The organism is Pseudomonas sp. P4_B3, assembly GCF_056402295.1.
Genome location: NZ_JBFUHR010000003.1, coordinates 1 through 24,462, shown reverse-complemented (window position 1 = coordinate 24,462; position 24,462 = coordinate 1). Strand labels below are relative to the sequence as shown.

Annotated in this window: 30 protein-coding genes; 17 read left to right on the top strand and 13 right to left on the bottom strand. The window is 56.8% G+C overall.

Annotated elements, in window-relative coordinates; all coding sequences use genetic code 11:
* Window positions 1-2: 2 nt before the first annotated feature.
* The 11 genes from AC1DWG_RS03845 to AC1DWG_RS03795 form a co-directional block, all read right to left on the bottom strand.
* Window positions 3-1,613: a phage portal protein gene (locus AC1DWG_RS03845; protein WP_477787245.1), complete on the bottom strand. Its 1,611-nt coding sequence runs from the start codon at window positions 1,611-1,613 to the stop codon at window positions 3-5.
* Entirely contained in the window at window positions 1,610-1,831 is a 222-nt protein-coding gene (locus AC1DWG_RS03840) for a DUF6148 family protein (RefSeq protein ID WP_085715656.1), read from the bottom strand. Before AC1DWG_RS03840 ends, AC1DWG_RS03845 begins: the two co-directional genes overlap by 4 nt.
* 3 nt (window positions 1,832-1,834) lie before the next feature.
* Window positions 1,835-3,916 carry a phage terminase large subunit family protein gene (locus AC1DWG_RS03835; protein ID WP_477787244.1) on the bottom strand — a complete coding sequence of 694 codons (2,082 nt, stop codon included), beginning with the start codon at window positions 3,914-3,916 and terminating at the stop codon, window positions 1,835-1,837.
* A complete protein-coding gene (locus tag AC1DWG_RS03830; protein ID WP_477787243.1) occupies window positions 3,879-4,373 on the bottom strand; it encodes a hypothetical protein in 495 nt (164 codons plus the stop codon). Before AC1DWG_RS03830 ends, AC1DWG_RS03835 begins: the two co-directional genes overlap by 38 nt.
* Window positions 4,374-4,563: 190 nt before the next feature.
* Complete coding sequence (locus tag AC1DWG_RS03825; RefSeq protein WP_477787242.1) at window positions 4,564-5,295, bottom strand: hypothetical protein; 732 nt, start codon at window positions 5,293-5,295, stop codon at window positions 4,564-4,566.
* Entirely contained in the window at window positions 5,292-5,639 is a 348-nt protein-coding gene (locus AC1DWG_RS03820) for a phage holin family protein (protein WP_477787241.1), read from the bottom strand. Before AC1DWG_RS03820 ends, AC1DWG_RS03825 begins: the two co-directional genes overlap by 4 nt.
* A 526-nt stretch (window positions 5,640-6,165) precedes the next feature.
* Window positions 6,166-6,531 carry a PA0613 family protein gene (locus AC1DWG_RS03815; protein ID WP_218495633.1) on the bottom strand — a complete coding sequence of 122 codons (366 nt, stop codon included), beginning with the start codon at window positions 6,529-6,531 and terminating at the stop codon, window positions 6,166-6,168.
* Entirely contained in the window at window positions 6,524-8,740 is a 2,217-nt protein-coding gene (locus AC1DWG_RS03810; protein ID WP_477787240.1) for a VapE domain-containing protein, read from the bottom strand. The genes AC1DWG_RS03815 and AC1DWG_RS03810 overlap by 8 nt, the downstream gene beginning before the upstream one ends.
* Window positions 8,730-8,957 carry a TraR/DksA family transcriptional regulator gene (locus tag AC1DWG_RS03805; RefSeq protein ID WP_477787239.1) on the bottom strand — a complete coding sequence of 76 codons (228 nt, stop codon included), beginning with the start codon at window positions 8,955-8,957 and terminating at the stop codon, window positions 8,730-8,732. Before AC1DWG_RS03805 ends, AC1DWG_RS03810 begins: the two co-directional genes overlap by 11 nt.
* Window positions 8,950-9,468, bottom strand: a complete 519-nt coding sequence (locus tag AC1DWG_RS03800) for a phage regulatory CII family protein (RefSeq protein WP_477787238.1) — start codon at window positions 9,466-9,468, stop codon at window positions 8,950-8,952. The genes AC1DWG_RS03805 and AC1DWG_RS03800 overlap by 8 nt, the downstream gene beginning before the upstream one ends.
* A 338-nt stretch (window positions 9,469-9,806) precedes the next feature.
* Window positions 9,807-10,064 carry a hypothetical protein gene (locus AC1DWG_RS03795; RefSeq protein ID WP_477787237.1) on the bottom strand — a complete coding sequence of 86 codons (258 nt, stop codon included), beginning with the start codon at window positions 10,062-10,064 and terminating at the stop codon, window positions 9,807-9,809.
* An 80-nt stretch (window positions 10,065-10,144) separates the two neighbouring features.
* Between AC1DWG_RS03795 and AC1DWG_RS03790 the strand changes: the two genes are divergently transcribed.
* From AC1DWG_RS03790 to AC1DWG_RS03735, 12 genes are all read left to right on the top strand, one after another.
* Window positions 10,145-10,870, top strand: a complete 726-nt coding sequence (locus AC1DWG_RS03790) for a LexA family protein (protein ID WP_477787236.1) — start codon at window positions 10,145-10,147, stop codon at window positions 10,868-10,870.
* Window positions 10,871-10,991: 121 nt separating this feature from the next.
* A complete protein-coding gene (locus AC1DWG_RS03785; protein ID WP_477787235.1) occupies window positions 10,992-11,171 on the top strand; it encodes a hypothetical protein in 180 nt (59 codons plus the stop codon).
* Window positions 11,168-11,758 (top strand): hypothetical protein, encoded by a 591-nt coding sequence (locus tag AC1DWG_RS03780; RefSeq protein WP_477787234.1) that lies wholly within the window; start codon window positions 11,168-11,170, stop codon window positions 11,756-11,758. The genes AC1DWG_RS03785 and AC1DWG_RS03780 overlap by 4 nt, the downstream gene beginning before the upstream one ends.
* A 9-nt stretch (window positions 11,759-11,767) precedes the next feature.
* Window positions 11,768-12,052, top strand: a complete 285-nt coding sequence (locus tag AC1DWG_RS03775; protein WP_477787233.1) for a phage antirepressor KilAC domain-containing protein — start codon at window positions 11,768-11,770, stop codon at window positions 12,050-12,052.
* 25 nt (window positions 12,053-12,077) lie between these two features.
* Window positions 12,078-12,218, top strand: a complete 141-nt coding sequence (locus AC1DWG_RS03770; RefSeq protein WP_477787232.1) for a hypothetical protein — start codon at window positions 12,078-12,080, stop codon at window positions 12,216-12,218.
* Window positions 12,211-12,528, top strand: a complete 318-nt coding sequence (locus AC1DWG_RS03765; protein ID WP_477787231.1) for a pyocin activator PrtN family protein — start codon at window positions 12,211-12,213, stop codon at window positions 12,526-12,528. The genes AC1DWG_RS03770 and AC1DWG_RS03765 overlap by 8 nt, the downstream gene beginning before the upstream one ends.
* A gap of 41 nt (window positions 12,529-12,569) precedes the next feature.
* On the top strand, window positions 12,570-12,983 hold the full coding sequence (locus AC1DWG_RS03760; RefSeq protein ID WP_477787230.1) for a hypothetical protein: 414 nt from the start codon (window positions 12,570-12,572) through the stop codon (window positions 12,981-12,983).
* Complete coding sequence (locus tag AC1DWG_RS03755; RefSeq protein ID WP_477787229.1) at window positions 12,980-13,201, top strand: hypothetical protein; 222 nt, start codon at window positions 12,980-12,982, stop codon at window positions 13,199-13,201. Before AC1DWG_RS03760 ends, AC1DWG_RS03755 begins: the two co-directional genes overlap by 4 nt.
* The gene (locus tag AC1DWG_RS03750; protein WP_477787228.1) at window positions 13,198-13,740 is read left to right on the top strand and encodes an HD domain-containing protein; all 543 of its coding nucleotides are present in this window, start codon (window positions 13,198-13,200) and stop codon (window positions 13,738-13,740) included. Before AC1DWG_RS03755 ends, AC1DWG_RS03750 begins: the two co-directional genes overlap by 4 nt.
* Window positions 13,737-14,147, top strand: coding sequence for a hypothetical protein (locus AC1DWG_RS03745; protein WP_477787227.1), 411 nt, complete (start codon window positions 13,737-13,739; stop codon window positions 14,145-14,147). The genes AC1DWG_RS03750 and AC1DWG_RS03745 overlap by 4 nt, the downstream gene beginning before the upstream one ends.
* Window positions 14,144-15,892 (top strand): DNA cytosine methyltransferase, encoded by a 1,749-nt coding sequence (locus AC1DWG_RS03740; RefSeq protein WP_477787226.1) that lies wholly within the window; start codon window positions 14,144-14,146, stop codon window positions 15,890-15,892. Before AC1DWG_RS03745 ends, AC1DWG_RS03740 begins: the two co-directional genes overlap by 4 nt.
* Window positions 15,889-16,164, top strand: coding sequence for a pyocin activator PrtN family protein (locus AC1DWG_RS03735; RefSeq protein ID WP_477787225.1), 276 nt, complete (start codon window positions 15,889-15,891; stop codon window positions 16,162-16,164). The genes AC1DWG_RS03740 and AC1DWG_RS03735 overlap by 4 nt, the downstream gene beginning before the upstream one ends.
* Here AC1DWG_RS03735 and AC1DWG_RS03730 read toward each other — a convergent pair.
* Window positions 16,139-17,290, bottom strand: coding sequence for a tyrosine-type recombinase/integrase (locus tag AC1DWG_RS03730; RefSeq protein WP_477787435.1), 1,152 nt, complete (start codon window positions 17,288-17,290; stop codon window positions 16,139-16,141). The genes AC1DWG_RS03735 and AC1DWG_RS03730 overlap by 26 nt on opposite strands.
* A gap of 103 nt (window positions 17,291-17,393) precedes the next feature.
* Here AC1DWG_RS03730 and dusA point away from each other — a divergent pair, with 103 nt between their 5' ends.
* Window positions 17,394-18,404 (top strand): tRNA dihydrouridine(20/20a) synthase DusA, encoded by a 1,011-nt coding sequence (gene dusA, locus AC1DWG_RS03725; RefSeq protein WP_477787224.1) that lies wholly within the window; start codon window positions 17,394-17,396, stop codon window positions 18,402-18,404.
* A 55-nt stretch (window positions 18,405-18,459) separates the two neighbouring features.
* On the opposite strand, the gene AC1DWG_RS03720 is transcribed toward dusA, so the two are convergent.
* Window positions 18,460-19,293 (bottom strand): undecaprenyl-diphosphate phosphatase, encoded by an 834-nt coding sequence (locus AC1DWG_RS03720; protein ID WP_477787223.1) that lies wholly within the window; start codon window positions 19,291-19,293, stop codon window positions 18,460-18,462.
* A 523-nt stretch (window positions 19,294-19,816) separates the two neighbouring features.
* Between AC1DWG_RS03720 and AC1DWG_RS03715 the strand changes: the two genes are divergently transcribed.
* From AC1DWG_RS03715 to AC1DWG_RS03700, 4 genes are all read left to right on the top strand, one after another.
* Window positions 19,817-20,557 (top strand): winged helix-turn-helix domain-containing protein, encoded by a 741-nt coding sequence (locus AC1DWG_RS03715; protein WP_477787222.1) that lies wholly within the window; start codon window positions 19,817-19,819, stop codon window positions 20,555-20,557.
* Window positions 20,558-20,742: 185 nt separating this feature from the next.
* Window positions 20,743-21,330, top strand: coding sequence for an EAL domain-containing protein (locus tag AC1DWG_RS03710; RefSeq protein WP_477760120.1), 588 nt, complete (start codon window positions 20,743-20,745; stop codon window positions 21,328-21,330).
* A 34-nt stretch (window positions 21,331-21,364) separates the two neighbouring features.
* The gene (locus AC1DWG_RS03705; RefSeq protein WP_477787221.1) at window positions 21,365-22,045 is read left to right on the top strand and encodes a winged helix-turn-helix domain-containing protein; all 681 of its coding nucleotides are present in this window, start codon (window positions 21,365-21,367) and stop codon (window positions 22,043-22,045) included.
* 356 nt (window positions 22,046-22,401) lie between these two features.
* Window positions 22,402-23,796, top strand: a complete 1,395-nt coding sequence (locus AC1DWG_RS03700; protein ID WP_477787434.1) for an undecaprenyl-phosphate glucose phosphotransferase — start codon at window positions 22,402-22,404, stop codon at window positions 23,794-23,796.
* Window positions 23,797-24,462: the final 666 nt, after the last annotated feature.

Here is a 24,462-nt window from a genome sequence, read left to right as displayed (position 1 = left end):
AGTTATGTCCGTTCAGGAAGGTCGGGGTTTACGGCAGGCTCATTTTCCGGGCGGGCTGTAGGCGTTGCAGAAAGACCATCGTCAAGACGGCGTTTTACCTCCAGCGCCCGCTGTTCGTGGTTTTCTTCCCAGTCGCTGCCGTCATAGAGCATCGATTCCTTCGCCAGCGTGCTGATGCCGATATCAATACGCTTCTCCGCGGCGTTGACGTCTTTCAGAGGGTCCACCGTGCCCGGGCCATCCCCGACCCACAGCGACCCGCAATAGGCATATCGCAATAACGGATGATCGAAAAAGCCCGGCGCTTCGACATCGCCTTGCGCAACGGCTTCTTCCAGCCAGTGCTCGTACACCGGCTGGCAGAAGTTGTGCCCCAAGAAGTCGCGACACCCTCGCACAAACTGCCAGGCCTCCATAACGGCAGCCCGGGCCGCCGTATAGCTGGCAGTGAAGTGCTTGATCAGCACCTCATACGGCAGCTCCAGGGCCATACCGATCTGGCGCAGCATGGCCAGCACGAAAGGATCAAAGGCCAGGTTGGGACGGCCTGGTGCGGCGGTCTCGATCGAGGCGCCGTCGTCCAGCTCGGCCACGATGCCGCCGCTGAGCGAACCGTCCCACCCGCCAGAAGCGCGTCCTGCCGGACCATCACCGCCCACCGGCGTATTGCCCGTAGCGGCCGAGGCCAAAGGGCTGAGCTGGCCACCATTGCCTGGCTTGATGAACACCGCGAAGAACGCGGACACTACCGCCGCTTCCAGCTCGGCGTCGGTGTAGCGGTCGAGCTGCTTGAGCTTTTCGATCACCGGCGCCAGGTACGGTACCCCGCGGGGCTGACCCACACGACGGCGCCGGTACAGGTGCAGCAGCACCCGGCCGCCTCGCTCATTGAAGAACGGACGCTCATCCCAGACCCGCTCTTTCACACCCAGCGCACCTGGATGACTGCGCAGGATGTGCGCCTTTACCGGCGCCCCGTCCGCATCCCGTTCGATACCTGCAGTGAGGGATTCGGTGTCGGCCTTGCCCGAGGGATTGCAGACCCGATCGCCTTCGATCAGTTGAATGCATGCTGAGTAGTGATGCCCTGGTTGGACTTTATGCGTCAGCAGTGGGAACACATCCCCGCTGCTCAGCACCGACCGCCAAGCCAGCTCCTGCAGGCCGTAGAAGTTCTGCTCCCGGGTAATGTCGCAGCAGTTGGTTTCGGCCCAGGACTTGAACAGCGATTCGGTATTGCGCTGCCAGTTGCGGGCCTGCTCTTCATCCCACCCGAGGATCTGGCGATTGACCACCGACTTGAGGGCCAAGCCGGTACCGACCGTTTTCGTCGTCACGGTGTTGATGGCGCCGCCGCCGATGGGGTTGTTGCGCTCCAGGTCACGACAGCGCTCGCGCAGCGTAGGCAAGTCAGGCAGCAGGTCCGCCGCGGCACTGCCCGCCGTAGGATTCCAGGCACTCAACGAGCGCTTGGCCTTGGAGGCTCCGGTGTAACCGCCCAACGCGGTCATTGTCATCCGGGCATGCATCCGCTTGGCACCGCGCTCCGGACTGATCCAACTGATGGCCTTGTCCAGCAGCGTCGGTTCAGGTGCTTTCGGTGCGCGGCTCATAACGGCGTGATCCCACGCAGCGTTATACCCCGAGGCCGTCCGCTGGCCAGCCGATCAACCTGGCCTTGCCAGTAGTCGATCATCCGCGTGATTTCAGCGGCATCGGCATATTCCAGCTGCCGGGTGCCGATGCGATAGCTCTGTTTCTGGCTGACCTTGATGCTTGCGTCGAGCCACGCTTGAAGCTGGCTCTGCGCCTGTTCCAGTGTGATGGCCATGGGTTAATTCCTGCGTTGGGAGAGCACCCGCATTGCACTGCGGCGCCCAGAAATAACTCTCCCGCCAGTTGGCGGGAGTTCAGGTGGTTCAACAGGTGTGGCCGGCGTCGGCTGCTCCACCACTGCATCACCCTCAGGATCTGGATCGTGAGCTGGCTCAATCGCGGGTGGGGCATCGAAGAAAAGCGCCCCCTGCCGAATCTGGGCATCAAGCGCTGCCCAGTCGTGCTCTTGCAGCAGGTGCGTTTTCAGCGATCGGGCCGCGTGGAGTGCATAGGTTTCACAGTCGGTGGCTTCGTTCGGCTCACCAGCCTTTTTCTGCCACACCTTGCGGTAGTGATGCCGCCGGCTGGGGGCTTTCACTTCCGCCGTGATCTGCCGCCAGTAGTCCGGCCGCACAGTCTTGTAGAAGTGCATCCGGCCCGGTCCGTCTCCAGCCAGCGGTAAACGCCCTTCAATCCAGAGGTCCTTGGCTCGCGAGGTGCCGACGATGTAAGGGCGCAGGCCGTACTTCGAGGCCTTCTGTTCTTTGTCGGTGTCCACACCCTGCCGCGGCGCGCTGAAGATTTCCCGGCGCTCATCATCACGGGTATTACCCCGCTCACTGGCCCCCTTGATCGCCATCACGCCATTGCGCTGGTGTTTACGGCAAAACGCATACGCCGCGTCCTGGGTAACGGTACCGTCCGAGGTGTCAAGCGACACCGCGAGAACCTTCAATTTGGCACCGCAGGCGTGGCTGATGGGAGCAAACAATAGTTTCTCCAGGTCCAACCAAACACCTTGATCGGGCAAAACCACTTCACCGTAGATCTCGCCCCAATAGAGCAACCAAGATTCCTCGCCGCGGCCCCAAGCCCGCATGACAACCGCGAGACGGTCATGCTGGACGTCCACGCCGGCAGTGACCACCAGGCCACCCATTGGCACGAACAGTTCGGGGTAGTCTTCCGCCCGCTCTGCCAGCTTGTCCGCCTCGGGCAGGTCGGACTTGTACTCGTAGGCGCGGCCTTGTTTCTGGTTGACGAACTTGATCAGCAGCGACAGGTTGCCCATCGACGCCTGGTGCTCGGCGTTGAGTTTCTCACGCACGATATCGGCCAGACTGGTGCCCGGCAGGCAGGCGTATAGCTCGTTCAGCTCAATGAATCCGGCACGCCCGGCAAAGGGTTTGGTCGGTACCCAGCCGCAGTTCGGGTCACCTGCATCAATGGCGTTGAACACCGTGTTGCGGATGTTCTCCTTGCGCTGGTAGTCGTCCCAGATCTCGCCGCAGTACGGGCAGGCGTAGCCGGCTGTTGCCGGATCCGCACGGCCGTAGATTTCATGGGGCTGGGCTTCCTCTTCGATGTCCAGCCACTTGATGTGTGCGAAGTCCAGCACATGAGCCTGGCCGCAGGTATGGCAGATGATCGGCAACACCCGGCAATCGGTCTGGGCCAGCCTGGCTTCGGTCTTGCTCGCGCCCTTGATCGCCGGAGTACCACCCACCAGCATCTTGGAGCCGGGATAACGTTTGCCACGCTCTTCGAGCAGGGCGATCGCATCACCCTGCCCCTTCACGTCGTCGCTGGTATCGTCCGGTTCCTCGACCACCGACAGGCCGACAGACGAGGTGGATTTCACGTTGCCGGGGGAATTGGACGCCACCAACTTGAGGAACCCGCCCGGAAAGGTCTTATGGTCCCAGCGGTTGCCGGAGGTGCGGCTGACGTCGACGGGCATCAGCTTCGCCACTTCCGTGTTCGCCGTGACACCGAACTTGAGCTTTTCGTCGTGGAAGTTCTTGCCGTCCTTTTCCTTCGCAAACAGGATCATGATCGGACGCGGCAGGTTATGAATGAACTTGAACAGGTAGCCGATCAGGAACCACGTCCAGCCGATCTGCGCCGCCTTCATCAGGTCAACTTCGCTAACCCGCGGATCATCCAGGGCAGCGGCAACGCCGAGAAAGTAAGGCGTGTACTGGAAGTCGTAGAGCCCGTGCAACACGCCGCTCTCCGAGGGCAGGTAAAACTCGGTGCTCAGGTAATGCGCGGTCGGAATGTCACGGGGCGGGTTGAACTTCCCCGCTGCTGCCAACAAGCTCCGCGCCAAGTTTTCGCGCGTAGCCTGCAATTCGCTCGGTTGTAGGTCCAGCAACTTTGGCCACCACTGTTCGATCTACCGTGAGTTTCTGCACGTTCTCGATTTCCTGAATAATTCGTTCAAGGCCGCCGAGGTATTCCCGGTTTGCGAAGCTGGCCCAGTCGGACAACACCCGCTCAGCATCGCCGGCGGGGATCAATGAACGCAGTTTTTCGTGATACGCCAACCGCCCGTTCGCCGACTTCTGCTGCAGGTCATCGATTCGCGCTCTGTTGAGTTGTTCAAGCTGACTGCCCCCGCGCCCCGCAGCTTTTCCGCGCAGGTCGCGGATGTAGGCGGTGCGGATTTCGTCGAGTCCCGCCGTCTGCCAGTCCAGGTCCAGCCCCTTGAGCACGTCGCGGGCATTTCGCTCGCTCATGTCCAGGTGTTCGGCGATTTCACGTTGCGTTGGCATGGTCTGGTCCTATTGCTGACATGGAAGCGGAACCCCCTATGTCGGGTTGAATCTGTGAAAAAGTCGGGGTTCGAATTACCCCATTCCCCCAGATCGCCGGAAGGACCCATTGAAAAAGGGGATGAGGCCCCGACCCATGCCCGAATCGCCCCAAAATTCGGGCGAAAACGCCGAAAAATCGACGATGGCCTCAGTCGCGAGCCATCTCGCGGGCCAATGCCCGGCGAAACAGCGGCTCGAACTCGGCAGCGGCGACGCGGTTGGCTACACCGTAGAAGTCGAAACGACGACGATAGGTCGGACGCTTAACGAAGATCAGGATGGGCCGCGCACCGTTGCCGATACGCTGCCAGATACCCAATGGGCCAGTGCCATTGCCTGGGCGACCCACGAAGTAGTCAGGGGCATTGCGATTGCGGCGTTTACTGCGAGCCGTGCGGTTAGCCATGAAACCCGATACACGTTCGGCGGCACCGAGGGCGGAGAGTATCTGCACGATCTGCCCACGACTGATGTTGCCGTTGCCATCCATTCGGGCACGCCGGCCTGGCACCGCGTACATATCAGCAGGCATCAGACCATAGTGGATCAACGCTTTCTCGAATCGCTTGTGCGGACGATTGCCGCCGTCCATATGCACCGGCAGGTACTTCGAGGCCGCAACACCCGAACTGGCCTCGTCCTTGACCCACACCCGAGCGAACAACCGGGTGGCTGTCGCACTTCGCTTATAAATCGAGTTCAACGTCCAGCGGGTAGGACGATCAAACACCCGGGCAATCTCTTCCTTCTCTGCGATCTGCACCCGTTCGGCGGTGAAGGTCAGCGCCTTGGCCGCAGCAATTGGCACCTTGTTGCGGCTGAGCCCTCGCATGCTCTTCACGATCTTGTCGATGTTGTCGCGCATCTCAAGGCGCATCATTGCCCTGGTTCGCCACCAGTGGCGGACGACTCGCTGACGCCAAGACGCTTGGCGGCCCAGCGCTCGTACAACCCAATGGCGACATCGGCGCCGGCCATCGCGGTCAGGCAACCCAAGCTACCCGCCGCCCAGATCGACATGCCTGCAGCGATCATCAACATCATCGCCGAAACCCCGCAGGCAATGCAGGCACCCGACCGCAGTGCCAGGCGTCGTAACAACACCCAGCCTCGTGCCCCATCCTTGTCCGCCCGCCACATCTCGCCCGACACGCCACCGACCAGAGCCAGGACGATCACTAACCAGATTGGCATCTCTGCCAGCGCTTGCTGCTCGTTCGTCATCGCCCTACTCCATAAACGCAAAAACCCGGCGCAAGGGCCGGGTTTGGTGTGTGGTGCCTGCCGCTCTCTGCGGTCGCACCTATCGAAGATGGGTACTTTTTACAGGTGGATTCTCATGGCAGCAACCCTACTTTAATGCCACCCGGTGAATAAGTGGGTAACGCAGGGTGAACGTCTAGCGAATGTCGGTGAATACATCACCTCGGCTATCGCTTCTGTTGCCCTGTCCTACCTGTCCCACCATTCAGAGTCGAAGTAGGACAGCTACAGCCCCTTAAATTCGGGGCTCAGCCCTACTGTCCTACCTTATTTAACTTTTCCTTGTGTATAGAGAGAAAGCTAAAAGCACGCGTGCGCGCCATGGGCGCGACTACGTGCCCGCTATGCTTACGTGTGCATGGTGCGGGCAAAGGTTGGACAGTAGGACAGCCCAGCAACAGCGCGGCCTGCACTTGTCCGACTACCTTAAACGGCAGTCGGACAAGGCCGGACAGTAGGACAACAACAAGCGGAGTGACGCCAGAGGTCATGCAGCCTTCCCCATCAGCAAGCCATCGATGCTCACATGGGCATCATGCAGCCGGCGGTAGTAGGTCGGCGCGCTGCATCCGCAGTGCAACATCTTCTGTGAGAGAAAGCTTTCGTGGTTGCAGTAGTGTTCCATCACCACCAAGGCAAGCTCTGGCGCCAGGTGCTTGTTGACGATTAGCTCAATATCCGCCGATTCGTCCAACAGCACCCGACTACCCCGAGTGCCACGTATCAGCTCGCCCTTGCACTCCATCAACATGGCGATCATGTTGCCTCCGCTCGCACCACCATAAGTTTCAGGAATTGGCGAATGCAGATCCTGCGCCCAGAGCTTAAGCATTTCATCGATTCGCTTAATCAAAGCAAGGCTCCTCTACCACTGCCTGCTGCAATGCAGCCGCACGCGCCCACGTTGCAGGCTTCTGATAGGCCCACTGTCGGACACCGCTTTTTGCCAACGCCGGCATACGCTTCTTCCGCCAGCCCAGCCGGTGCATGATCGCGCCGACTCGCATTTGTTCAGGCTTACCCCAATGACCAAAATCCAGTTTGAGAGCCTGGGTCAAGATCTCGTTGCCGGTGGCGGTTTCGCCGATCTGCGACTCCTCCAACCAGGTCAGGATCGGTCCTTCCCACTCGTCCACAACAAACCGCTCGTCCTGTGCTTCGGCGAACATCCATGACTCATCCTTCGTCACCCACCAGATATCGCCAGCCTCGAAGCAGAACACCGCTTCAGCCCACAGCTGGTCACGGATCTCGCGCAGTTGTTCCAGATCGACCTTGTTGCAGAACACCGGCCAGTAACGGCGGTTGCCGGTGGCGTCCTTGAGGTATTCCTCTTGGTTGGTGGTACCCACGAACACACACTGGCGTGGCACATCGTTTGTTCTGCGGCCGTAGCTCTCGCGATAGGTGTCGGTGGACGCCGAGAAGAACTGTTTGGCCTTGGTGCTCTCAGCCTTGTTGAAACTGTCCAGCTCCCCCAGCTCGACAATCCATTTGCCGCGAATCGCCTGAAAGCTGTCCTTGTCGCCGAGGGCAAAAGGCGTGTCCATAAACCACTCGCCGCCGAGAATGCCCATGGCCGTGGACTTACCCTCACCCTGCCCACCTTCGAGGATCATCACCGAGTCAGCCTTACAGCCCGGGCGCATCACCCGAGCCACCGCAGAGATCGGCCAACGCTTGCCGACCTTGGCGGAATACTCGCTGGCCTGGACGCCCAGCACATCGGTCAACCAGCTTTCCAGCCGGGGCACCCGGTCCCACTCCAGCTTCTCCAGGTACTCGCGCACCGGGTGAAAAGAATGATCGTGGGCAACCACGCTGACCGCCTCGATCACATGGGACGCTTTCACTCGCAAGTTGTACTGCTGCGCGAGCCATTTCATCACCCGCATGTCATCGATGTCGGCCCAATCCCCGGCACCGCCGCCAAAGGGTGCGGACCGCAGTTTGACGATCTTGGAGCTGAACACGCTGTAACCGATCACGCCGGCCCAGCGCTCGTCATTGCCCAGGATCAGCTCGACATTCTGCATGTGCGCAATCAGGGAGCCGTTTTCGGTGCGGGCCAGTTGATCCTTCCAGCCACCAGCTGCAGGAGGCTTGACCACCGCCAACACCTGGCGACGGACAGCCTCCAAACCTTCGGCAACGTGCAGGTCGTTGAAGTCGGTCCACTTGGTCTCACGCTCACCCGAGAAGACAGGTGCGACCACCTGACCACCGACGATCAACGCTGCGTTGTTGGCTTTCTCTTCCCCGGGATTCCAAGGCTCACCATTGGAGCGCTTGGTTTTCCAATCATCGTCCCGACAGAGAATCAGCGGACAACCGGGGAAACGCTCGCGCATGGCCTTGGAGACCGGGAGTAAGTTGCCCGCGTCGAACGCGATTGCGACCGTCAGCGACGTCGCCATGTGCAAGCTGGCACCCGTGGCGTAACCCTCACACACCAGCACCGGTTCACCGGGTTCAGGGTGCGGACCAATCAAATGGAAGGCACCCTCTTTCGACATGCCGTAAGGCCAGTAAGCTTTGTCGCGCCCGGTGTCTTCTTGCTTTGCCGGAAAGATCACCTGCAGACCGACAATCTGATCCCGCACGTTACACATAGGCACTAAAAATGCGCCGGTACGGGGCGCATAACGAACCTTGAAGCCGACAATCTGCTTTCGATCCAGATAAGCACTTTTGCCCTTCTCAGGCATGCGTTTGAACAGACCTGCAGCACGGTTGGCCGCTCGACGTGCAGCGTTGGCTGCAATCTCAGCAGCCTTGCGCTTTGCCTCTTCCTGACGAGCACGCATAACCTCGCGTTCTTCGGGGCTCATACGCCCGGCCTTGACCTTGATTTTCTGAGTCTCGCCGGAACGCCAGTCACCGAAGCTGCCGAAGATTAGCGTTTCGTTTTTCTCGGTCCGGTGCTCATGGACTACATACCAACCGTTCTTTTCCTTGCCTTTGTCCTGGGAGGTTTTGCAGCGGGTCAGTTTGCCGAAGATCAGCGGCTGCTCAGGCTCAAGGCCGTAGTCTGCGAATTGCCCCAATACCTCATCGAGCATGGCGGGCCTCCCGCGATTCAACAACGGACTGGCAAACAACACACAGATCGCAACCCAACAGGGCAAGTCGGCGAGCCTCAGGGATCGGATCGTCGCAACTTACGCAAAACAGGAAAGAATGCGCCGCCAACACAGGCTTAGCGGCGTTGCGTGCAGCGAGGGCTTGATCAAGACGCTCTTGCACCAGGTCATTCGCAAAATCAGCAATATCAGCCATGGTCAGCCACCCGCGTTGTCTGATTGACGTACGTGGCGCGGTTGAACATCCCCAGAAGCCCTTGAATGCCGCGAAACACCTGCAGGCGAATCTCGGCCAGTTCGCGATCAGTCACAACGCCGTCGCCAATGCTCTTGGCCCAGGTGTCCGCCAAATCGGCGACCTGCCTGAAGTACCCTGCAATGCCAGTCGTCAACGTCTCAGGCATGTCGTTGGTATAGGCCTCGGCCAACTCCTGCCAAGTCGTGTCGCCGACCAACGCATGCACTGCATCCAGAATGCGGCGATCCTTGGTCAGCTCGAGAATTTCGCCAAACTCCTGGATGTTCACAGAGTGGCTGGGATGGGTGGGTGAAAGCTTGTGTTGCAGCGTGGTGGGGTTTCTGCCGGTGGTGACGGCAATTGCAGCGGCGCCGCCGGGGTAATCCCGTGCAGCATGGTAAAGCGCTAGATCGAGCGGCAATATTTCCCGCTGTGCCCGGTCTACTGAACTCAGAGCGATTCGGCTCATGGCATTAATCCTTGAAAGTTGCCAGTGCCGCGCGACATGCAGTGGTGATACATTTGCCGCGTGGCTTGAAAGGGCCCAAACGCCGGTTAGATCCGCAAGATCGATACCGGCACCGTGCCGAGGCAAACGATCCGTCGTTTACCTCTGGCGCAACAGCTGCCCTATCTGTGGTGGAAAAGGCAGCAACCCGAGGCATCCGTGCCTTGGCAACGCGATAAAGATTGGCGGTTTTGCATGTGGTGTGCCCGCCTACCTTTATTGCGACCCGACAGCACTGTGGTGGTGTGTGTCGGGAGGAACTGGGCGACCCTTGGGTCGCCTTTTTTCTATCTATCTATCTATGCAGCAGTTTTTTGTGGGATCGACGCATGGAGCAACCAAGCGGCATCAAATTCATTCCCCTTTTTCTTCGCAGCAATCGCCAAAAGCGCGGCGTACTGAGTTTCACCGGTGTAATCGGTTCGCGGCAGGCTGGATGCCAGACGCCATTTGTTCAGTGCCTGGTAGCTCCGGTTGCACACTTTGGCGGCAGCACCAATGCCCCCTACAGCTTCAAAAGCGAACGCGATGGCATTTGGAAAGTCTGACGGGTTCAATTTTTTGGCCCTCTATTAAACTGTTGGTTGATAGTAAAGTTCAACTGACGGATTAGCAACTTCTATGTGATCATCAACTCATGATTGATAAAGAAAATTTGCGACTCATGTTTGCCGAAAGGCTCCACGCCGCCCTTGACGCTAATAACGTTCGGAAGCATGGGAGAGGTGCTGACGTCCTCAAGAAACTGAAGGCCAAAGGGGTCGAAAAAACGCCTCAGGCGGTCAGCAAATGGCTAAATGGTGCCGCTATGCCAGAGGTCGATAGCCTCACGGCATTATCTGATTGGTTGGGTGTACGCAGAGAATGGCTTGAGCATGGCGTAATGCCTGTTTTCCCCGATGAAGCGCCCCCTAGAGGCCCGGAAAGCAATGTAGACGTAGTGAGGATTACCAACCACAAAATGGGCAAGGTTCCGCTAATTTCGTGGGTTCAAGCCGGTTCATGGTGCGAAATGGGCGCGAGCGTCGAGTCTTTCGATGCAGAGCTTTGGCTCCCTTGCCCGGTCAATATCAGCAAATCTGGCTATGCATTACGCGTCGTTGGAGACTCCATGACCAACACGGGTCCGGGCAGAAGTTATCCTGCAGGCTCTGTAATCTTTGTCGACCCAGAGCTAGCGGTAAACAACGGTGACCGAGTCATAGCAACACTACCTAGCACCAACGAGGCGACGTTCAAAGTCTTAGTGCAGGACGCGGGGAAGCACTATCTAAAGCCTATCAACCCGCAGTATCCGATCATCGAACTCACCGAAGAAATGCAGATTTGTGGCAAAGTCATCGGCACCTTTACCCCTGAATGAGACCCTCCATTTTTCTACAGATCGACCAGAAATACACAAAACATCACCTGGCAATTGTTGACACAGTTAAACCAATGGTTGATATTCACCTCACTCTTCCACCACAGAGCGAGGTAATACCATGCACACCACAGCCACCCTGCACGTCCATCCGGCGTGCACCAGCAATCGGAAACTGATCGAGCAGCTGCAATCCACAACCGGCTGCCTGATCATCATCCACAACAACAAACCCAAACTTGTCGCTAAAAGCTACCAGCCAGCCCCCTTCGATCCGAATGGCGGAGGGCACGCAGCATGAGCAAGTTCAAGATCGACAATCGCACCCTGCAACTGCTGAACGCCCAGGTCAACCTAACCGAGACCTTCAGCCACGTCCTGCGGTCGACACCTAAGCGTGAAGCACTGACGTTCCGTCTGAAGGTGGAGCGCAATCCATCTGATACCTATTTCACGGTCGAACTCGGCAGCGAACGCCACTCGCTGACCTTGAAGAACGAAAAAAAGATGCATCTGAAGCTGGCCGACTTCATTGAAGAAATTGCTAACGGTCCAGCAGACCCCAGCAATACGGCCGATCTTCTGACGCTTCCGCATGCAAGTCGCCAATATGCTCGGTTTGATATCGAGAACAGGCAGAGAGTGTTCGAGCTTGTACGCACCGGCGGCGCGTTGAGCCTCGACATGGGTTTCGATCTCCCCATCCACGTCGCTATCCATCGCACACAGACCCGCCCAGGCGTCACCACCATCATGAGTATCGGTGTGAAACGTCCGCGCACAAAGTGCTTCACCGTGTGCGGTAGCGATGCCGAGATTTACGAGCAAGTGGCCGAATCCATCAACCACCTGGCTGCCGTGGCGACTCCCACCGCGCATGCAGCCTAGGAGGCCGAGATGGAACGTAGCCTGGAAAAAGCCGCGAAGTACTTCGGCATCACTCGACCCAAACTGATCGCGCTCATGCGCGAGAAAGGCCTAATCAACGACCGCCGCCTGCCGGCATTCCCGGTTCGCGACCGCGAGTACCTGCGGATCAAAGACGGCACCTGGTATCACGAAACCGCGGGCATGCAATACAGCCAGTCGACCAAGGTCCGACAAGCCGGCATGCGCTGGCTGGCCGAACAGCTGGGGCTCGAACTGCCCGCCATTCCGGCCGACAACCGTGACGTGGCCTAGGGAATACGCCCGCCAGATCGTCGCCATGCGCACACGCGAGGAGCGCAGTGCCGCGCTCCTCGAAGTGCCGGAACATCTGCGGGAGCTGACCAAACGCCACTGCCTGAACGCCTGGAACCACCCGGCTAGATTACAACGCAAGGAGGCTCAGCAAGCCAATGACTAACACAGGTCAAACACCGCTCCGACTGCAACTCGCACCTGAGTCGGCGACCGTAGAGCTGCTCTACCGCATTTTCGGTGACGTGCTAATTCCACTGGAAAAAGTGCGCGAACAGTACTTCCGCAACCTCAACGAGCAGTCGTTTGTCACGGAGATCAACAGCGGCCGAATCCAGCTCCCCATCACCACCCTGGACACCAGTCGCAAGGCACCAAAGTACGCGCACATCCGGCACGTTGCCTCTCTGATCGACATCCGCGCCTACAAGGCGGATGCAGAGATGCCGCGACCGCAAGACGAGCCAACCGAGTAAATCAAAACGGCTGCCACCACCAGCCCTATGGAGCACACCACATGACCGCACTTCAAATCTGCGCAATGGCCAGCGTCATCATCGCGGCCGCCCTCCTCTACTGGATCGGCTACCGAGGAGGCTTGGCCGATGGCCGCCTCGAAGGTCGAGAAGAAGGGGTGAACACTCAGCAAGCCGCGAACGCCGAAATCATCAGCGAACTTGAAGCATCCCTTCAGTTCATACGTTCCGACCATAAGCAGCTGGCCTCACACTGCAAGACACTCAAGGACATGCTCGGAATCGACGGTCACGGAGCCCTATTGGCCATCGCTGACAAGCTGCGAATTGCCGCCCAGACCTTCAGCATCTTTCCGACAGCCAAAGACCAGGTAAAGGAAACACTGAGACTGCGCGAAAAAGCTTTGAGTCTGGCGGCCCAAATCGAGCCAAAAGCGCCGGAGCACGTAGCATGAGCCGACCAATCCCATTGCTACGCCTCACCCCGGAGGCAGCTGGTTCACTCCAGCATCAACACACAAAAACCCTCAACGAATTGCGTGAGTTGACGCGTTTTCGCAAAGAGCTCGATCGGCAGCTGGGCGCGCTGATCGGCAACGATACCCTGCGCAAATTGCACAAAGACACCAAGAACGCGCTCTTGCTGGCCGATCTGACCAAGGAGGCTGCATGAACTGCATCCTGACCCATACCGGCAAGCGCTTCGACTTGTTCGAACCTGACGCCGACATGATCGACCCCAGGGACATCAGCCACTCGCTGGCGCATCTGTGCCGCTTCAACGGCCACACTCGCGAGTTCTACAGCGTGGCCCAGCACAGCTGCATCGTTGCAGAACTGGTACCGGAAGAACACAAGCTCGCCGCCCTGCTGCACGACGCCACCGAAGCCTACCTCGGCGACATGACCCGACCACTCAAACAATGGATACACGCTTATCAGGATTTTGAGGACTGGATCTGGCAACGCGTCTGCATGCGCTTTGAAATTTCCCCCGAACTTCCAGCATGCGTGCACCAGGCCGACATGATCGCTCTCGCCACCGAGCGCCGCGATCTCATGCCAACTGATCCGGCCATCTGGGATTGTCTGATCGGCATCGAACCCATGGCTGAAACCATCCGCCCGTGGTCAGCCACCGAAGCACGGCTCACGTTTCACCAGCGCCTGATGGACCAACTCGCTATCGAACACCGGAGGAAAGCGGCATGAAGATGGAACAGAACACGAGCCAGACATCAACCGCTTTGCTCCGCAACGCCAATGGCGTCGACACTCCAAAAACAGAGAGTCTCTGCTGCGCAGCAGCAGGCATTATTGCTTCTTCCAGCGCCACTGCCGAGGCACTTATACCCCACGAAAAGCTGCGCGGGGCAGCGCTCGCTGATGCAACGCTAAACGCTCAGGAACGCCCGCCCGCGCAGCCTGTCGTGGGGTGTACGCACTCATCGAATATCGTAAACGCCGCCTCTGTGGCGCAGGGCGACCAAGATAATGGATGGACCAGCGCTGAGCAGAACGGCTGTGAAAACTGCGCAATGGAGTTGTCCACCTGTGATTGTATCGAGCCGAAGCCGGTGCACTGGACTGTGAGCCCGAGTGCAGGGAGCAGATCATGACATCGATCTTCACCCCCACCCCGATAGTTACCGCTTGCATTACCCAGTTCGGCCTAGACCTTGCCGGCGAGATCCGCGTCGACCTGTTCGCTGGAGGTGGAGGCGCGACCATGGGCCAAGAAATGGCAACGGGCAAGGCGGTCGACATTGCGATCAATCACAACCCGAAAGCCATCAGCATGCACAAGCGCAACCACCCAGGTGCAGAGCACTACATTACTGACGTGTACGAGGTCTGCCCGCGCAAGGCGACCCGTAACCGCCCAGTCGCACACCTGCACGCCAGCCCCGAATGCACCCACCACAGCCTTGCGGCCGGTGGCCAGGCACGCAGCAGCACTAGCCGCTCACTGTCATGGGTCATCATCAAATGGGCAGGCCAGGTCAGGCCGCGCATGATCACCATGGAAAACGTCTGGCAGATCCTGCAATGGGGCCCGCTCATCGCGAAGCGCTGCAAAGTGACTGGCCGGGTGGTCCGCCGCGATGGCAGCGTGGCCTCCCCGGGCGATCGGGTTCCCGTACAAGATCAGTACCTGGTGCCCGATCCTAAGCGCAAGGGCCAGACTTGGCACCGTTTTGTACAGATCCTCAAGGGCATGGGTTACGACTTAATGCACGGGAAACTCAAGGCTTGTGACTTCGGTGCCGCGACCACCCGCGAACGGCTGTACATGGTCGCTCGATGCGACGGTAAGCCTCTCCGCTGGCCAGAACCGACCCACTTCAAAAACCCAACAAAAGGCCAGAAGGGATGGCGAACCGCCGCCAGTTGCATCGACTGGTCGATACCCTGCCCGAGCATCTTCCTCAGCAAGGAAGAGGGTCGTGCTGCAGGTGTACGCCGTCCGCTGGTGAATAAGACTATGGAGCGCGTTCGCAAAGGCGCGCGCCGCTACGTGGTCGAACACGCAGATCCATTCATCGTCAGCGTCAATCACTCAGGTAATGATCTAGCTCGTTGCCAATCGGTACAGGATCCAACAAAGACCATTACCGGCGCGCACGGCTTCGCTCTGGTAACGCCGCAACTGGCCCCATTCCTCACGGAACACGCCAATGCGACCACCCAGCGCAATATGTCCGCCGACGCACCACTGAGCACCATCTGCGCCCAGGTCAAGGGTGGACACTTCGCCCTGGCCGTTGCCTACATCGCACAACACAACGGCGGCTTCAACGAAACACCGGGGCACCACCCGAATCAACCTTTAACCGCAATTACGACGACAGGCAGCCAGCAGCAGCTGGTGACCGCCCACATGCTCACCCTACGCAAAAACTGCGTGGGCAGTGCAATGGACGATCCGGTCTCAACTGTCTGTGCCGGGGCCGAACACCACGCGCTGATTGAGTACGCACTGGCACCTGAGGCTGAGCAAGGCGCACTGCGCGTAGCAGCGTTCCTGATGGGCTACTACGGCAGCGACAACATCTACGACCTACGCGACCCTGCCGCCACGATCACAACAAGGGACAGGCTGGCTCTAGTCACCGTTCTGATCAAGGGCACACCGTATGTAATCGTGGACATCGGCATGCGCATGCTCACGCCTCGCGAGCTGTACCGCGCCCAAGGCTTTCCCGATAACTACGTCATCGACCACGGGCACGACCGCGTCAAATTCAGCAAGAAGGACCAGGTGCTTATGGTCGGGAACTCTGTATCCCCTTGGCCAATGATGGCACTAATCAACGCTAACGCAGATCGGGACGAAGACGCACTGCTGGAGGTAGCGGCATGAACACGGCATTCATCCTGATGGCGCAATATAATGGCCGTGCCATTATCCCGCTAGACCAAGTGTGCAAGGACTACTTCACACACCTAACCACAGAAATGTTCCAACGCAAGGTATTGGCTGGCCAGATCAAAATCCCGATCACACGACTTGAGCCAAGCCAAAAAAGCGCCAAAGGCATCCACATTACCGACCTTGCGGCTTACCTCGACTTGCAGCGGGAAGCTGCAGTCAAGGAATACCACCAACTCAATGGCTTAAAACGCGCCTCTTAAGCCACTTCATTGATGCGGCGCCCAGCTGTACGGGCGCCTTCAATATCTTGTCATGCCACTCCCAGCCAACGTATCGATCCCCTCTGCCCCGCAGATGGGTATAGCGCCTCAGCGAGTTCCAGTCCCTGTGCCCTGAAACGCTCGCTACACGTGGGATATCCCAGTCCATTTCAAACAAACGGCTAACACCGTCGTGCCTCAAATCGTGGAAGTGCAAGTCTTCAATATTTGTAAACTTGCAGGCTTTCGCCCACGACGTAGAAATAGATTCAGGGCTATATGGGAATATATCGTCGCCAGCCTTGGGCATTGTCTGCAGGATCCGCCACGCCTCATCTGGCAAGTAACACCAAACATCATTGCCGATCTTCTGGCCAGGATTCTTCATATCCCGGACCATCACCCGCTGACCAGCCTCATCTACATCAGCCCAGGCAATGCGCGTGATCTCATCAAGTCGTCGCGTGGAAAAGATCGCGAACCCCACAACCTTGAGCATATTGATGGAACTACGCCGACGCCCCTGCATTTCTTCGTAGTAACCCAGTATCTTTTCCAACTCATCCAACGACGGACGACGATCCCTTTCCCGGCTCTTCATGTTGTAACCGAGCTTACGCAATACCTTGCGTGCGTCACTCATTGAGTGCGGATCAACTTGATACCCCCACGCCGGTCGGGCGATAGATAACACCGCACCAAGATGGGCAAGATCATTGCCTGCAGTCTGTGGCTGCACCCCGCCACCTTCTTTACTCATACGCCAGAGTGCGTAATCAACCAACTGCTGACTGTTCAGGTCAGAATCAACGAGTCTCCCAAAGTCCGTTTCTGCAATGGCATTCAATGTGGCCCGCTTGGTTTTCCCCAGCGGTCGGGCTTTTTCCATCTCATCCAGGTAGCGGGTGATCATGTCCTTGACCGTGACCCCCTTTCGGTTCGCACGCTCAATTGCGCCAGGCTCATCCAACTCCGCACCGCGCTTTCGCGCCCAGGCTTGAGCAGCCTGTTTTCGGGCGAAGGTCTGACTCTCTTGGTAGACTTGCACTCCGTCGCGCTTGATGCGGATCTGAGCCGTGTAGCTCACAGTCCCATCCGCCAGTTTTCTTGCCCTGATAGTCGCCATATCGAAAGTGGTACGCGTCAGTTTTGAAGTGGTACATCGTACCACCCACATTCAAAAAACGCCCGAAAACGCCCTAAAACACGCTGAAAACACGTAGAGCAAAATGGTACAGAACACCCACTCCAGACCAGTAAATCCAAGCCCTGCGCTATCTCGGCGGTTTAGTGTTGCGCCCATGATGGATTGGACTGACCGCCACTGCCGTTTTTTCCTGCGCCTATTGTCGAAAAACGCCCTGCTCTACACCGAAATGGTCACCACCGGCGCCCTGCTCAACGGCGACCACGAGCGCTTCCTGCGTCACAACGAAGCCGAACACCCGCTCGCCCTGCAACTCGGCGGCAGTGTCCCGCTGGATCTGGCCGCGTGTGCGCGGATGGCGCAGGAGCATGGTTACGACGAAGTGAACCTGAATGTCGGCTGCCCGAGTGATCGGGTGCAGAACAATATGATCGGCGCGTGCCTGATGGGGCATCCGCAGTTGGTGGCCGATTGTGTGAAGGCGATGCGTGATGCGGTGTCGATTCCGGTGACGGTCAAGCATCGAATCGGGATCAACGGGCGAGACAGTTACGAAGAGCTGTGTGATTTCGTCGGTACGGTGCGGGATGCCGGCTGCACCAGTTTTACCGTGCACGCGCGGATCGCGATTCTGGAGGGGTTGTCGCCGAAGGAGAACCGTGACATTCCACCTCTGCGTTATGACGTGGCGGCGCAGTTGAAGGCGGATTTTCCGGAGCTGGAGATTATCCTGAACGGCGGGATCAAGACGCTGGAGGCCTGCCACGAGCATTTGCAGACGTTCGACGGCGTCATGCTGGGCCGTGAGGCGTATCACAACCCTTATGTGATGGCCGAGGTGGATCAGCAGCTGTTCGGCAGCTCGGCGCCGGTGATCAGCCGGGCTGAGGCGCTGGCGCAGTTGCGTCCTTATATAGCGGCGCACATCGCTGCAGGTGGTTCGATGCACCACATCACCCGGCATGTACTCGGGCTGGGCACCGGGTTCCCGGGGGCGCGCAAGTTTCGGCAGTTACTGTCGGTGGATATTCACAAGGCCAAAGAGCCTTTGGCGTTGCTGGATCAAGCGGCGGAGCTGCTTGAGGGGCGTTAAAGGTTAGCCGCCTCCCTGCGACCAGGCTGCATGTCCTGCATGCCTGGTGCAAGTGTCAGTGCGCTGCAGCCCCGGTCCAGTCAACCCAGCCGAATACCCACGTTGCCAGAATCAGCAAACCGAATCCGATCCGGTACCAGGCGAACACGGCGTAACTGTGGGCGGCGATAAACTTGAGCAAACCACGCACGGCGATCATGGCGAAAAAGAACGCCGTCACGAAACCCAGCGCAAACACCGGCAAGTCACTGGCCAGGAACAGATCCCGATACTTATAGCCTGAATACACGGCGGCACCGACCATGGTCGGCATCGCCAGAAAGAACGAAAACTCCGTGGCAGCCTTACGCGACAGACCAAACAGTAACCCACCGATAATGGTCGACCCAGAGCGCGAAGTGCCCGGAATCATCGCCAGGCATTGCACGAAACCGACCTTGAGGGCGTCAGTCCAGCGCATGTCGTCAACATGGTCGACAGACACCACATGTTCGCGCTGCTCGGCCCACAACATGATGATGCCACCCACCACTAATGCCACTGCAACAGTGATTGGATTAAACAGATACTCATGGATCTTATCGGCGAACAACACCCCCAAGACCACTGCCGGAAGAAAACCGATTAACAGATTCAAGGTGAAACGTTGTGCATTGCGTTGGGTCGGCAAGCCGGTAACGATCTCGAGAATCTTGCGGCGGAACTCCCAGACAACCGCCAGGATCGCGCCCAATTGAATGATGATGTTGAAGGCCATGGCTCGCTCGCCGCCGAAGCCGAGCAAGTCCGCGACGATAATCTGGTGCCCTGTACTTGATATCGGCAAGAACTCCGTCAGACCTTCGACCATCCCTAAAATCAACACTGTTATGGTTGTCCAAAGATCCATCAATCCCCCTCATCGACAAATACCGTTGCGTCGACCTCGCACTAATTCAACGCCAACACGAGAGTAAAGCGCATTAGAGCGATTAATAAAACTCAATGTTATGAAATGTCCATGGCGGGCACCACCAATACCAACGTTATATAACGGTTAATATTGGAGAGTGCCGAGCCAGACAAGAGCAAAAAATCGCACTTGAAACCACAAAACCCTACCGCCTCATGACGCCCAATCAAAAAAAGTCAGGTGGCTGAAACTTTAGCGACATGCGCGGTCATATGGCTGCGAAAATGCGGGGCATTGGACCAATAGATGGCACAATGCCACACCTCATCAACCCACGAGATTGCCATCGATCATGAGGCTCCTCGAACCACCGGCGGGCAAACGATCACGTCAGAATCACCGACAATGTTAAAAAAACGAGACGGCCGTCTGAAAAAACAGTGAAATGTTACCAATTGTCAGTCACAAGCGAGAATTGGTGCTTTAACATTCGAATGCCAGCACCCATCCGAGTCAAAGCATGATGCTTACAGGGAAAATAACGACTACAAGCCACAGCGACGTGACGGAGGAGAAAAGTATTCTCACCATTGGGCGAACCCACACGCTAGCTGAGGGCTTTAGGGAATTAGTCGCAAGCCACGTAGGCCAGGATATTGCCGTTGATGCAATGTGCTATAGCAACTCATTCAAAAGAAACAAGAATTCTAATTCATACCGTGCAATTTTTATCGTTATCGACAGCCCTCAGGCGTTGGTTGAAAGCCTCACCCTGGTAGAAAACATTCGCGCCGATAATCTGGCGTCAATAATTTTCATCGCCATCACCGGTAGAGGCACCTACAACAAGATGAAATACTATCTTGCCGGGGCCGACTACTGTATTAATTGCGACACCTTTGCAGACGAAAATACTGACGCACTGTCCGAGTTTTTTAGCAGTCCAGAATGGCAAAAAAAGCAAAATCTGCTTTTGGACCCCACTCGCATGTGCCTGATTGGCGACTATAAAAAACTGGACGTATCGTTTGCGGAAATGAAGATTCTCGAGGCTTTTTCTCAAACAAAGAACCAAATATTGAGCCATGATGAAATCGCCAGGATCATGGGGCTGAATATAAATTTTTATGACCCAAGAGCCTTGGAAAAGTCGATCAGCCGCCTTCGCGGCAAAATAAAAGACATGTATGGCAGCAACGCCATTCAAAGTATTCGTGGGCATGGATATCGTTTAATCAGGGGTCTGATCTCGACAACCTGATTCTAAATGTAGAAGGGAGTTTCTGTATTATGAACGCAACAGGGAGCGTGCGACTCTACGGTCACGCAGAGCATTACCTGTCTCGACAATTGATTCTCACTCGGGATGACTGCCCGTTTGGCAGCGAGATCAGAATACATTTTGACGACTCCGCTTGCGCGTCCCGCGCGCCAGAGGCGCATCAGATGAGCGGGATCTACAGTGAAGTACTGATGCAAACCAGGCTGATTGCCTTTTCGCTGAAAGATCACAACACCACCAACGGAAATAAATACCTGAGCCGTAGATTTGTTTGCGTAGGGCAGTCAGATCTCGCCAACTCTGCGCTCACGGAAGAGCTGATACAGTCCGGCGCCGCTCTGCGCGAATTTGGCCAGACACTGGTTGTCGCGCTCAATGAGCTCCCCCTGTCGGCAATCAGCTTCGCTGAAAAAAAGAAAATCCTTCACAACGTATATTTGTTGAAAGATCACGGCATAGAAATCGCGCTCGACGACTACAACATCGACGATGAAAGTATCGAAATCTTTACCACCCTGAATTTATTCGACTATATAAAGATCTCCACCGCCTCTCTAGACTTGAGCCTCAAGCTCAGTGGCAACCCAGAGTTATTCAATCGTCTCCACGAACGTATGACCATGCTCACTCACAACACAAAAGTCTCCTTTATAGCGGACAGAGTCGAGCATGCTGCTAGCCATATACTGGCACGTGCACTGCCCTTTGATTACTTTCAAGGGAGTCATTACTCCCCTGCTGACAACCTTTAAACCAAATTCAAGACGTGCAACTAAGGAGAGAGCCATGGATAGCAGCACAAACCTCCCCAGAAAATACTTTGTCGTAGTGACTCACAACCCCGCACTGCAACTGGAGCTTGAGGCATTACTGTCCAGCAAGCGATACAACAGTTACGGCACGTCACAGGCAAAAATGTTTTTTGAAGGCGTTGCCCCGCCAGCTTCTGCCCCCAAGCTTATGGAAATTATTTCCCCGCAAATGGCCAGAATGCTTCCGCCGGTGATCAAGCACGATACCCAGCGCATCCTTTCAACGTTCAAGTCCGAATGGCAAACCGCCCTAACCGTAACAAAGTTTACGCACTTCACATCAACCGCAGACAGCGCCAGGGATGACGCCAGGGAATTCGTTTCCCAGCCAGCCAAACCGCACACTCCAGCGGCTGAAACCTGGAGACTGAGCGACAGCAGTGGCGCGCTGATCAAGGATGACGTGGAAATTGTCTTGACTGGCCTGGAGGCCGCGCTGCTTAAAAAAATGCTGCACCATGAAGATCGCGTGGTCAGCAAGGACGACCTTATCCTCAGCATCGGTAGAGAACCTGAACATTATCGGGGTCTCGAAATGTGCCTGAGTCGACTACAGGAAAAATTTAAAAACGCCAGTAATGGCGAACGCCTTTTTCGTGCAGTGAGGAACCGTGGGTACTGCGTGATACAAAAAATCGTACGCGTAAAAATCTAGCCTGAGAAATTCAGATTTTCGCCTCGGCAGTGCAATACAACAATAATAAAGCACGCCAATTTATCTACCCCCGCATCTCCCTCCCCCCCTCTATAAAGTCGCGTTAAAAAAGTTGAAGCCAGACTATTTCTAACGCCTTTCTCACCCAGACATATCAACAAGATACACCGCCCGCTCGTTAAAAGTCGTCAGACAGTGCCCGCACTAATAATTTAACCTATGAACTGATGACAGCGCCGCCCGCGTGGCGTTTCGGTCATCAATGCATCGCCATCTAATATGAACAACAACTCTTAGCGCATTAATTTTGGCTCTTGATTGTCGAAACACGAATGGACGTATTTTGGGGATATCGTATGGTTAACAATCTTCGTATCAATCGAAATACCACCCTCAAAGGACTGACCTTCTGGGGACAGTGGGCACTGGGTCAGGGCTTTGTTGTCGCCCTGTTACTTCTATTGGTTTATTACCAGACTGGAACGGTAGAATTCTACTATCGAGTATGCGCAACGCTTACTGTGCTTGCATCGGTTCCGGCCTATACATGGTGCGGCGCCTATGCAAAAAAGGACAATTACCTGGAAGGGTTGACAAGACTACTGATGGGTTGGTCAATGACACTGGCAGCGTTAGCTATTGTCGCCTTTCTCTGTAAGGCCAACGAACTGTTTTCTCGTCAAATCATCCTGATATGGGCTTTCTGCAGCTACATCGGGCAGGCGTTGTTGTACGTCCCGCTGCATGGTTTTTCGAAGTACTACCAACGGACGCTGCAGATTGAGCGTAGAACGCTGATTGTTGGTACTGGCGAGCTGGCCCTGGGCTTGGCTAACAAGCTTCGTGCCCTCGAGCATTTCCCGTTGGTCGGCCTGGTAAGCTCCGACACCACTCTCTTGCAGGAGGCGGGTATGCCACCTGTCGTAGGCCCGCAAGAGGAACTGCTCGAACTGATCAAGACACATGACATCCGACGCCTGTACATCACGCTCCCCCTGAGCGAAGCGGCACAAATCGAAGAAATGTATGTCGACTTGCTGGATGCCAACGTCGATGTGGTCTGGGTCCCGGACTTGAACAGCCTGACGCTGCTCAATCACTCGGTCAGTGATGTGGATGGCATGCCGGCAATCCATTTGATTGAATGCCCGCTGAGCAGCCAACCCACTGCCGCGCTGAGTAAAAGCCTGTTCGATAAAAGCGTGGCGCTCATGGCCATTGTCGCTCTAAGCCCGTTACTGCTGATCATTGGCCTGGTCGTCAAATTCACCTCCCATGGCCCGGTGTTTTTCAAACAGGACCGCCACGGGTGGAACGGGAAGGTCATCAAGGTCTGGAAGTTTCGCTCGATGCGCGTACACGACGATCACGAGGTCAAGCAAGCCAGCCGTAACGACTCGCGGATCACCCCGATCGGGCGCTTTATCCGCCGCACTTCCATCGATGAGTTGCCGCAATTGTTCAACGTCTTGCAGGGCCATATGGCGCTGGTCGGGCCACGCCCTCATGCCGTTGCGCACAATAACTACTACTCCGGCAAGATTCTCGCCTACATGGCGCGCCACCGAATCAAACCGGGGATCACCGGGCTGGCTCAAATCAACGGTTGCCGCGGCGAGACCGACACCATCGACAAGATGCAGAAACGCGTCGAGATCGACCTCAAGTACATCAATAACTGGTCGTTGTGGCTGGATGTGAAAATCCTGGTGAAGACACCGTTCACCCTGCTGTCAAAAGACATTTATTGATGATGCACCTGCAGGCTAACCAAGCGACGCAAGCCATTTGCGCAGTGCGTTAGCCTCGTCACTCGTGGCTGGATCTTCACCAGCCACGCGTGCAACTGCAGCAACAGCGACAGGTTGTTCTGCTGTCGACCTTCGCGGCGATGTTCATCGCCAACTTCTTTTAAATCTCCGCTCGATACCGTACAGCTTGTTGACCCGATTCAGGGCGATATCGGCATGCCCGGACTTACCTTCAGGCAGGCGCAACGGCAGCAGTCGACCGCAAAAAAAGCGTGGGCACGCTCCCCTGTAGGAGCTGGCTTGTCGGGTCGCCGCATCGCAGCGATGGTCGATAACGATAACGCGTGTGAACCGGATAAACGCGGCGTACTTGAGTCCATCGCCGGCAAGCCGGCTCCTACAGTTCCCCGGGAAGTCACTTCATTTTCGACCAGAACGCAGTCTGTAGGAGCTGGCTTGCCAGCGATGGTCGTTAACGATAACGCGAGTGAACCGGATAAATGCGGCGTCCTTGAGTCCATCGCCGGCAAGCCGACTCCTACAGCTCCCCGGGAAGTCACTTCATTTTCAACCAGGACGCGGTCTTGTAGGAGCTGGCTTGCCAGCGAAGGTCGTTAACGATAACGCGAGTAAACCGGATAAATGCGGCGTCCTTGAGTCCATCGC